We start from the raw sequence: 10,717 nt of genomic DNA on the forward strand, positions 1-10,717 counted from the left end.
TTGGTAATATCTCTTCACTAAGGGTATATATGGGTAAAAGCGACGGCAGCGAGGAAGTAATGGTAGCCATCAGGAAAGATATTTCGCCAAACTCTGGCAACAGCATCACACTCGACCTTGACAACTCCCATTTTTTAGACGAACTGGTACGCCAGCCCAGCGTACGCATACGGATGGTTTACCGCCTGCGTAAAGCCGCGGCAACAGATGCAAGCCTGAAAGTATCGTTGGGGATAGGATCGAATCCTGCTAATTAAGCTTAGCGTGATAGTGCAAATGAGACAGGCACGCTATATTGAACCCTTACCGGAAGGCCGAATTGTGTACCCGGAACCCATTTAGGCGAATTGCCAAGTACACGAATTGCTTCCTCATCAATAATTGGTGCAACCGATCTGCTTACTTTGATATCAGTAAGTGTTCCATCCCTTTCAACAACAAAAGTAAGGATCACCGTCCCTTCTGTGCCATCGCGCCGTGCATCATCCGGATATTTGATATTGTTAGAGAGAAAACGGCCAAATCGTTCAAGCCCGCCTTTAAATTGCGGCGCAACCCAGCGCGACTGTGTATATGTGTTAACCTTACCATCTTTTGTCGTCGCAGTACCGCTTACAAGCAGTCCGTTATTATAGGTTTCGATAAATGTGGTATTGATATTCTGAAAATTCCCCTTCCACTGCCCGTCACGCTTGCCTTCTTTTACCGGGCCCTCTTCTTCAACATAGGTAAACTCGTCATTATACCCTTTGTAGTAACCATTACCATCGGTTACCAGTGCAATTCCTAATGAATCGTTATTTGCTTTGATCAGGTAGCCCCCCGATCTATCCAGGGTACGATCTTTATTGTCTTCAGGATAAGAAAATTCAGTATAGAGCCTTCCGTTGGGATAAAATTCCATATCCTCACCGGCCTTCACTCCATTTTTATAGTTAATTAACGATTTTCTTTTACCACTGGGAAAATACGCTACACACATCCCCTGGTACTGCGGCGGGTTGATCTTAATTGATTTCCCCATTAGCTTTTTGCTGCCGTTAATGTAAAACTCAAAAACATTATAAAGTGTTGAGGCCGAATCCGGCTCCCGTACTACCCTGACATAATCGGCACTATCGCGTACATCAACGTATTTCCCGTTGTTCTTCAGGAAATAAACATTTTGGCGCTGGGCAGAAGCCACCTGCGCAGCACAAACAAAAAAGGCTAAGGTAAAAAGAGGTTTCATTTAAATAAATTGCGACAAGACTCCGCTAATTTACTTAATCAGTTTGTTATCTGAATCGGGGAATATCAAAATAGGTTCGTAATTGCGGGCCTCTTCAGTCTCCATGTACGCGTACGACATGATGATCACGATATCGCCTACCTGTGCCAGGCGGGCCGTAGCGCCGTTAAGGCATACAGTACCTGTTCCGCGTTCGCCTTTGATAACATAGGTTTCAAAGCGAGCACCGTTATTGTTGTTCACTATCTGAACCTTTTCGTTGGGGATGATATTTGCAGCCTCAATCAGGTCTTCATCAATAGTGATACTGCCCACATAATTCAACTCCGCCTGCGTTACCTTAACCCGGTGAATTTTGGACTTTAATATTTCAATTATCATGGCGCAAAGTTAGGAATAAATTTAGTCGATAGTCCATAGTCGATAGTCCATAGATTGTAAAAGATTTTTCCTCAAAAATCGACCATAGTCAATTACCAATAGCCAACAGTATATCAAGTGTTTATACCATCGAATTATCGGCCATCGTCTATGGACAATCGACTATCAACTAAGAAATCAACACATTATCAATCAATCTTGTTTTACCTACCCGGGCAGCAACCAGGGCAACAATGGACTCTGATGCCTGGGTAGCGGGATGCAAAGTTTTGCCATCGGCTATTTCAAAATACTCCAGTTCAACGCCAGGCTCATTGCTGATCATTTGAGCAGCCTGCTGCTGCAGGGCATCAATTTGGTTAATATCGAAGTTTTCATTAACCCAGTTAAGCGTTTTGGACAGAATGAGAGAATGTTCCCTGTCATACGGCGTAAGGTGAATGTTTCTTGAGCTCATGGCCAGGCCGTCGGGCTCACGCTCGATAGGGCACATCACCAGCTTAACAGGCATATTCAATGACTCTACCATTTTGCTGATCACCATAACCTGCTGATAATCTTTCTGGCCAAAAAAAGCGATATCAGGCTTTACAATATTGAACAGCTTATTTACCACCTGTGTAACCCCCTGGTAATGCCCGGGCCTGAATTTTCCTTCCAGCAAATGTTCCAGATCGCCCATGTCAAAATGCCATTTCTCATTATCAGCATACATCTCGGTAACCTGCGGATTAAACAAAATATCGCAGTTAACTTCCTCAAGGCGGCGGATATCATCGGTTATGGGGCGGGGGTATTTTTCCAGGTCCTTAGGGTCATTAAACTGGGTAGGGTTCACAAAAATACTGCAAACAACCTGGGTGCTTTGCTGCTTAGCCAGTTCAATTAAACCCAGGTGCCCTTTATGCAGTGCGCCCATGGTTGGTACAAAGCCAATTACTTTTACCGGCTTACGGTTAAAATAATCGGTCATCTCATTTTTAATGCTGAATATTTTCAACGTAATAGGTGTTACAAAATTTGGCAAAGGTGTACAATTGCTTAAAAATAACCAAAAGTTACTTGCATAATTCGTTGGCAGTTTATATAATATTAGTTATATTTGCAAACTCAAATTTTTTGACTTCTTTACATTTTAAATACTGATTTAGTGATGGGTAAATCTAAGCTTTTGTTTATAACTCATGAAATGTCCCCTTTCCTTGAACTCACAAAAATTGCTGAAATAACACGCCAACTTCCGCAGGCTATGCAGGAGAAAGGTTACGAGATCCGTATCCTTATGCCGCGTTTCGGCAACATCAATGAGCGCAGGAACAGACTTCATGAAGTGATCCGGTTATCAGGTATGAATATTATTATCGACGATAATGATAACCCGCTGATCATCAAAGTAGCATCTATCCCGGCGGCGCGTATGCAGGTGTATTTTTTGGATAATGAAGAATATTTTCAGCGTAAACATGTGTTTGCAGACAAAGAAGGTAAATTTTATGCCGACAATGACGAGCGTATGATCTTCTTTTGCAAAGGTGCATTGGAAACTGTTAAAAAATTAGGCTGGGCTCCGGATGTGATCCATTGCCACGGCTGGATGAGCGCGCTTGTACCTGCTTATCTGAAAACAACCTACAAAGACGATCCTACATTCAAGCACTCAAAAATCATTTACTCAATTTATGAAAATGATTTTAAAGAGAAAATGCATGATAATTTTGCTACAAAAGCCATCATGAGCAATATGAACGAGCAGCATGTTGAGCCTTACAAAGGAGGCACCAATTCGGCACTGTATGCTGGTGCAATTCATTACTCAGACGGTATTGTTTTAGGCAGCCCTGATATCGATGCTGATGTGTTAAATAATGTTAAAAACAGCAATAAATCGGTTTTAGACTTTGATTCTACCGCAGATTTCGAAAATTATTACAATTTTTACGACGAAATTACCAACGACGAATTGGTGCATGTTGCATAAGACTTAATATTATATATGAAATTTTTCCGATTAGACTTATTGACCCTGTTAATAAGTCTTTTTATTTTGAACAGTTGTAAACGCCAGGATGGTATTGGTTTGGGCATCAATGATCAAAACGAGATCAATGGAAGCCTGATAGTTGATACCAATATTGTTATTAACACTGTTCTTGACGATACTGCAGCTACATCCGGCATGACCAGGACACCGCTTGCTAACTTTACCGACCCTGTATTCGGTACAACAAAAAGCGTTGTTGCTATTGGCCTTAACCTGCCAAATGGTGCTGCATATACCGTTCCGGCAGGTACCCTGACAATTGACTCTGCCGTATTGGTACTTAAGTATGCCGACGGCTTTTATGGTGATTCGCTGGCTTCACGTTATAAAGTAAACGTTTACCAGCTTCAAAAAAAGATAGAAAGCAAAACCTACTACACCAACAACCACTGGGATGCGGATTTGAGCGCCTTACTTGGCTCTAAAACTTTCACAGCCCGTACGCATGACAGTATTACCATTACCCGTATCCGTACCGACACATTGGATACCGTTCAGCGGGTAGCCCCTCAGTTGCGTATACCACTCAGCAAAGCTTTTATTTACAACAACCTGTTTAATGCCAGCGGAAGCATACTTGCATCGCCAACAAGCTTTCAAAGCGCTGTAAAAGGCTTGTACCTTTCGTTAGAAAAGGAACAGGCCAGCAGTGCAGGCGGCATTATACAGCTCAACCTTGGCTCATCTCAACTTGATGTATTTTACAAGGTTGTTACAGCTGCCACCAGTACCACAACGAGTACCATTGATACGGCATCGGTAACCCTGCCATTCTTTAACCGGGCTGCCGAAGTTACGCGTACTTATAGCACTACTATCCAGGCTGCCCTGAATAATACCACTACATCGCAAAATACGGTGTACTTACAGGGACTTGCCGGCTTAAGGGCCAAACTCAGTTTCCCGGGACTTGAAAAACTTGTTGATTCATCAGTAGTATTAAACCGTGCCGAAATTGTAATAACACCACGTGCAGGTTCAGGTGTGCCTTATGCACCATTGCCTAAGCTAACCATGTATAAGCTGGATATAGCTAAACAAAGAACACTGATACAGGATGCCAATGCAAGTGATCCGCGCTCACAAACAAGTTTGTTTGGCGGCCGTTACAACCGCACTACAAAAGAATACCATTTCCTGGTTACTGCTTTTGTACAGGACCTGATCCGTAAAAAAACAGTTGATTATGGTACTTATATTGCCCCTGTTGATACTACCTTGGTTAATACCACAACAGGCATTGATGTGGCCCCGTCAACACAAACAGCCGCCCGCACAGTTATTGTGGGCAGTGACAAAAGTACACCGGGTTACAGCATCCGCATGAATATCATCTATACTAAGATCCGCAAGTAAGATATCTCTTAATAAACAAAAGAATCCCCGCTTAGGGGATTTTTTTGTTTAAGACAAATACACTTCTTAAAATACTTTTTTAAGTATTTTAAAACTTCACCTTTTTCGTAAAAAATCAAAATAATTATTGCTGATATGTGTTATATAGCTGTTTATTTTGCGGCGTTTAACATTTATACTTGATTATTATATGTGCGGAATTGTTGGTTATATAGGATTCAGGGATGCTTATCCCATCGTTATAAAAGGGCTGCATAGGCTCGAATACCGGGGCTATGACAGCGCCGGTGTTGCCCTGCTTGACCAGGACCTTAAAGTTTATAAAAAGGCCGGTAAGGTGGAGGACCTTGAAAAGTTTGTGAAAGATATTGACCTGAAGGGGACAATTGGTATGGGACATACCCGCTGGGCAACCCATGGCGAACCAAGCGACCGTAACTCGCACCCGCACTCATCGGGTGACAGGAAGCTCACTATTATCCATAACGGCATTATTGAAAACTATGGGGTGATCAAAGAAACCCTCATAGCAAAAGGCCACGTTTTTAAAAGCGATACCGATACCGAAGTTTTAATACATCTGATCGAAGATATCCAAAGGGAAACCAGTCTGGATTTGAAAGACGCCGTGCGCGTAGCTTTGAATAAGGTGATAGGTGCATATGCCATTGTGATCATGAGTGCCGATGAGCCCGATCTGCTTATTGCTGCCCGCAAAGGCAGCCCAATGGTAATTGGTGTAGGCAAAGGCGAGTATTTCATAGCTTCAGACGCTACGCCTATTGTGGAGTACACCAAAAACGTTATCTATCTTAACGATAATGAAATTGCCTATGTGCACCGTGAAAACCTGCTGGTAAAAAATATCGATAACTCGGTACAAACCCCATATATCCAGGAACTCGATTTAAAACTGGAAATGCTGGAGAAAGGCGGCTACGATCACTTTATGATGAAAGAGATCTATGAGCAGCCCCGTTCCATCCGCGGTTGCCTGCGTGGCCGTATTTACCCTCAACAGGGCAAAGTTCAGCTTGGCGGCATTAAGGAATACACCGAGAAGCTTAAAAATGTCGACAGGATCATTATTGTGGCCTGCGGCACCTCATGGCATGCAGGTTTGGTAGGCGAATATTTAATTGAAGAATATGCCCGCGTACCGGTAGAGGTAGAATATGCCTCTGAGTTCAGGTACCGCAACCCTATCATCACCGAAAAAGACCTGGTGATAGCCATTTCCCAATCGGGCGAAACTGCCGATACCATGGCTGCTATTGAACTGGCGAAGGAAAAAGGGGCAACTATTTTCGGTATTTGTAATGTGGTTGGTGCGTCTATTCCGCGTTTAACACATGCTGGTGTTTATACCCACGCCGGGCCGGAGATTGGTGTTGCCTCAACCAAGGCCTTCACCGCCCAGGTAAGTGTATTAACGCTGATAGCATTTTACATAGCCCAGCAGCGTGGTAAAATTACCCAAAGCAAAATGGTTGAGTATTTAACCGGCTTAAATGAGATCCCGAACCTGGTGCAGGAGGCCCTGAAATCTAACGATCATATCAAAGAGATTGCAGCTAAATTCAAAGATTCAACCAATTGCCTGTTCCTGGGCAGGGGGAGTTCGTTCCCTGTGGCACTGGAAGGCGCTTTAAAGCTCAAGGAGATCTCTTACATCCATGCCGAAGGCTATCCGGCTGCCGAAATGAAACACGGCCCTATCGCCTTAATTGATGATGACATGCCGGTAGTGTTCATCGCCACTAAACATTCATCGTACGAAAAAGTGATCAGCAATATCCAGGAAGTAAAAGCCCGTAAAGGCCACGTAATTGCTATTGTTACCGAAGGCGACACCGAAGTAAAAGGCATGGCCGATTATGTGATAGAGATCCCGCAAACCAACGAGGCATTTGTACCACTCGTGGCAACCATCCCACTGCAATTGCTGGCTTATCACATAGCCGTAATGCGTGGCTGTAATGTGGATCAACCCCGCAATCTGGCAAAATCAGTCACAGTTGAATAAAAATCTGTTATAAACCTAATTTTTGCAAGCCCCTGCCCTTAACGGCAGGGGTTTTGTTATTTTTGGGAAGAAACAAATACCTGCGCACCTATGAGTTTTGAAATCTTTACCCAGGCCGAGTCCTGGATCTCCCTGGTCACACTTACACTTTTAGAGATCGTTTTGGGCATCGATAATATCGTATTTATCTCCATCCTATCCGACAAACTCCCGGCCAGCCAGCAAAGCAAAGGCAGGCGGATTGGCCTGGGCATGGCCATGATCACCCGCATCCTATTGCTGTTATCCATCAGTTGGGTAATGACGCTTACAGCCCCGCTGTTTAACCTGAGTTCCATTTTCAGTATTACCGATGCCGAGTGGGTGGAAAAACTGGCTATTTCCGGCCGCGATCTGATCCTGATCGTCGGCGGTCTGTTCCTGATCTACAAAAGCACCGCCGAGATCCATCATAAGATTGAAGGAGAGGACGAATCGGAAAGCTCAGTAAAGAAGCATTCATTTTGGGGCACCATAATCCAGATCATGCTGCTGGATATCGTTTTCTCGCTCGATTCAGTGATCACTGCAGTAGGGATGGCAAGCCATGTAGAGATCATGATCCTTGCTGTAGTTATTGCCGTAGGCATTATGATGTGGGCATCAAACGGGGTAGCCTCATTTGTAAACAAACACCCGACAGTAAAAATGCTGGCGTTATCGTTTTTATTATTGATAGGCGTTTCGCTTTTAGCCGAAGCTTTTGAACAGCATATCCCTAAAGGGTATATCTATTTCGCTATGGCATTTTCCGTTCTGGTAGAGATGCTGAATTTAAAAATGAAAGCGAATAAGGGTAAGAAAGAGGAGAACAAGAAGTAATTATTCAACGTAAGCTATAAAAAAAACGTCATTGCGAGGAACGAAGCAATCGCGAACTATACAGAGCGGCTCTGCTTATAGGGGATTGCTTCGTACCTCGCAATGACGGTTTATAAATTGTTGGCCAATACATTAAGCTAATGACCTAATGGTTCAAATGACCACTAAAGGGCTACCGCTACCGCCTTCCCGCTGTACTTAACCACCTTATCCGCCTTAGCGGTCAAAGCTACATCCGAACCATGTGCACCTTTAACCAGTACCACATTAAACGTGCGGCTCTTTAACTGACCCGGGAAATGGCCTTTGGTATCCGAGATAGTAAGCTTATGTGTTTTATCATTCCAGTTTAACGTAAACGTAGCCGACTGCCCTTTTTCGTAGTTATAGTTATCATTCTCATCTTCATAAAACTTAAATGAAGCATCGGCGCCGGGATAAATACGGAGTTCGATGTTGCTGTTTGGCTTTTCGGTAGCATATTCAACATCAGGGCCCATTGGTATAATTGAACCTGCTTTTACATATAGTGGTAATATTTCGATAGGTGCTGCAGCACTGATGGTTTGGCCGCCGTCAAGCAGTTCGCCTGTCCAAAAGTTGTACCATTTGCTGGCGGCAGGCAGGTAAACCTGGCGCGCTTTAGCTTTCCTGTCGGCATCTGATGATGTATACAGTTGTTCGGTAACCGGGTTAACCATAAAAGCGGGGCCAAACATGTATTGATCAGGGATACCGTAAACATTAGCATCGCCGCGATAATCAAAAGCCAGTGAACGCATAATGGTGTAGTTATCGTTAGTTACGCGGCCCGCTAATGAGTAAATATAAGGCATCAAACGGTAACGGAGCTTATCGAAATTAAGCAGGATCGACCTTGTATTTTCATCCCAGTTTTTGCTAAAAATAGCACGCTCGCCTTTTCCGTGGATCCGGAAGATAGGGCAAAACGTACCAAACTGGAACCAGCGCGTAAACAGCTCTCTTTTGTCAGGCTGCGACCAATCGGCAGGCTTCCAGTGATAGTGATAGCCACCAATATCTGATGTCCAATAAGGGATACCCGATGTACAGGCGTTGATTCCCTGCGGCACCTGGTCTTTAAAATCATGAAAGGTACACTCAATATCGCTCGACCATAATGTAGAGGCATTGCGTTGCTCACCCGCAAACGACTGCCTTACCAAAAAGAAGGCACGCTTACCCGGGATATCCCTGCGCCAGCCTTCGTATACACCTTTAGTATGCTGTAATGAATAAGTATTAAAATAGTCAATACCCTTACCTATTGAAAAATTACTTTGGCGACGGACATCCAGCAAGGCTCCGTTATCCGGCTCGCACTGATCAATCCACCAGGCATCCCAGCCGTAACGCTTGATAAGGCTATCGCGGGCCTGGTCCCAGTAAAGTTCGCGGGCCTTAGGGTTATGGGCATCATAATAAGTATCAAAGGTATGGGTAACCACGTTGTCCCAGGTGATATCGGTTAAGCCGCCCATTTTGTCCAGGGCATCATAGTTAGGTGTGCCTTTACCAAACACCGGCCAAATGGAGATCATGGCATGGATGTTTGCCCGATGTAAGGCATCGACCAATTGTTGCGGGTGTGGATATCGCTCTGGTTTCATTACATGCGAACCTATTGGCAATGGGTCCCAGTAATACCAATCCTGCACAATCACGTCAACCGGAATGTGGTTATTGCGATAATTATCTTTTACAGTAAGGATCTCATCCTCGCTCAAGTACCTGTCTTGTGATTGAAACAAGCCATAAGCCCATTTACCAAACATCGGCGCTTTACCGGTGGCAGTACGGTACAGATCAATGATATGATCAAAGCCGGGGCCATAGAAAAAGAAATAGTCAACCTGCTTACCGCTTTCAGATACGTATTTGAATTTGGTATTGTCGGCTTCGGCGCCATAAAAATTACTGGCCGAGTAGTTATCCCACATTAAACCATAGCCTTTTGTTGATAATAGAACAGGGATAGCGCCAGTAAGATATTTAATGGCAAGGTCCTGGTTACGGCCTTTATAATTGATGGACATAGAATCCAGCGGATGACAGCCCAGTCCAAACAAAGCCTCATCCTTTGGAGATGTAAACTGCGTAGTAACGTTGTAAGTGCTGATCCCAGCGATAGTAGCCGCAGTAAGGGATTTATTGTCGCTATCTTCGGCAGTGATCACATTACCTTTCAAATCGGTATAGGTGATTGCGTTAGTAGCTTTATTAACCCTTACTTTCAACTTTGCCGTAGTAATAACCACTTCAGCTTTACTATCTGCAACCTGGTAAACCGAATGCTGCAGCCATTTGTTATTAACCACTAATGAGGGTTTGGTTTCAAAAGCATCAAAGATGGTGTATTTAACTTCGATGAGATCGTCCTTGCGAATGAGGATTTTCATCAAACCTTTGTCGAGCGTAAAAGTAACGCCGTCGACGGCTTTCTTAAAAGATTTGACAGCTGCCATAGCAGGCATACAAGTTATGAGCAAAAGAGCCAACGCAATCGATTGCTTTATTTTTGCGCCTTTGTGAGATAATTGTTTAAACGTCATGAGTATCACTGATTTGGTTTATTTTGAGTGTTAGATCAACACCTAATTAGACACAGTGAATATAGCGTACTTTTTTTAAATGGAATAATCTTTTTTGAGCAATTTATAGTAGAAACATGTGAACGCTAAAGAGGGGGATTTCTGATGAGTGCGTTGCCTGCGGCCCGGGCTATCCGCTGCGATAAGTGGAGTGTAGAGCGGTGAATGGTGGGTGGTTGACCATCTCTTGTTAACTGTATAAGTAAGAT

9 protein-coding genes are annotated in these 10,717 nt (G+C 43.8%); 5 read left to right on the top strand and 4 right to left on the bottom strand.

The features are described from left to right. On the top strand, positions 1-257 hold a 257-nt coding region (locus VF500_RS29875), incomplete at its 5' end, for a hypothetical protein (protein WP_330863156.1). Positions 258-259: 2 nt separating this feature from the next. Here VF500_RS29875 and VF500_RS29880 read toward each other — a convergent pair. The 3 genes from VF500_RS29880 to panC form a co-directional block, all read right to left on the bottom strand. After that, the gene (locus VF500_RS29880) at positions 260-1,231 is read right to left on the bottom strand and encodes a TonB family protein (RefSeq protein WP_330863157.1); all 972 of its coding nucleotides are present in this window, start codon (positions 1,229-1,231) and stop codon (positions 260-262) included. A gap of 30 nt (positions 1,232-1,261) precedes the next feature. Further along, positions 1,262-1,612: an aspartate 1-decarboxylase gene (gene panD / locus VF500_RS29885; RefSeq protein ID WP_110587810.1), complete on the bottom strand. Its 351-nt coding sequence runs from the start codon at positions 1,610-1,612 to the stop codon at positions 1,262-1,264. A gap of 169 nt (positions 1,613-1,781) precedes the next feature. Further along, complete coding sequence (panC, locus tag VF500_RS29890) at positions 1,782-2,612, bottom strand: pantoate--beta-alanine ligase (protein ID WP_330863158.1); 831 nt, start codon at positions 2,610-2,612, stop codon at positions 1,782-1,784. A gap of 153 nt (positions 2,613-2,765) precedes the next feature. Here panC and VF500_RS29895 point away from each other — a divergent pair, with 153 nt between their 5' ends. The 4 genes from VF500_RS29895 to VF500_RS29910 all read left to right on the top strand — a co-directional run bounded on the left by VF500_RS29895 (position 2,766) and on the right by VF500_RS29910 (position 7,896). Continuing rightward, a complete protein-coding gene (locus VF500_RS29895) occupies positions 2,766-3,590 on the top strand; it encodes a glycogen/starch synthase (protein ID WP_330863159.1) in 825 nt (274 codons plus the stop codon). A 66-nt stretch (positions 3,591-3,656) separates the two neighbouring features. Beyond that, the gene (locus tag VF500_RS29900; RefSeq protein WP_330863160.1) at positions 3,657-5,009 is read left to right on the top strand and encodes a DUF4270 domain-containing protein; all 1,353 of its coding nucleotides are present in this window, start codon (positions 3,657-3,659) and stop codon (positions 5,007-5,009) included. A gap of 190 nt (positions 5,010-5,199) precedes the next feature. Then, entirely contained in the window at positions 5,200-7,035 is a 1,836-nt protein-coding gene (glmS, locus tag VF500_RS29905) for a glutamine--fructose-6-phosphate transaminase (isomerizing) (protein WP_330863161.1), read from the top strand. A gap of 90 nt (positions 7,036-7,125) precedes the next feature. Then, positions 7,126-7,896, top strand: a complete 771-nt coding sequence (locus VF500_RS29910; protein WP_330863162.1) for a TerC family protein — start codon at positions 7,126-7,128, stop codon at positions 7,894-7,896. Between the two features lie 164 nt (positions 7,897-8,060). Here VF500_RS29910 and VF500_RS29915 read toward each other — a convergent pair whose 3' ends face one another. Then, positions 8,061-10,382, bottom strand: coding sequence for a TIM-barrel domain-containing protein (locus VF500_RS29915; protein ID WP_330863163.1), 2,322 nt, complete (start codon positions 10,380-10,382; stop codon positions 8,061-8,063). Between the last annotated feature and the right edge of the window lie 335 nt (positions 10,383-10,717).

Origin of the sequence: Mucilaginibacter sp. (assembly GCF_036383575.1) — a bacterium.
In the GTDB taxonomy this organism is placed as follows: Bacteria; Bacteroidota; Bacteroidia; order Sphingobacteriales; family Sphingobacteriaceae; genus Mucilaginibacter.

Coding starts and splice junctions, on each gene's coding strand:
- VF500_RS29880 (WP_330863157.1), bottom strand. CDS start 1,231: ATGAAACCTCTTTTTACCTTAGCCTTTTTTGTTTGTGCTGCGCAGGTG.
- panD (WP_110587810.1), bottom strand. CDS start 1,612: ATGATAATTGAAATATTAAAGTCCAAAATTCACCGGGTTAAGGTAACG.
- VF500_RS29895 (WP_330863159.1), top strand. CDS start 2,766: ATGGGTAAATCTAAGCTTTTGTTTATAACTCATGAAATGTCCCCTTTC.
- glmS (WP_330863161.1), top strand. CDS start 5,200: ATGTGCGGAATTGTTGGTTATATAGGATTCAGGGATGCTTATCCCATC.
- VF500_RS29910 (WP_330863162.1), top strand. CDS start 7,126: ATGAGTTTTGAAATCTTTACCCAGGCCGAGTCCTGGATCTCCCTGGTC.
- VF500_RS29915 (WP_330863163.1), bottom strand. CDS start 10,382: ATGGCAGCTGTCAAATCTTTTAAGAAAGCCGTCGACGGCGTTACTTTT.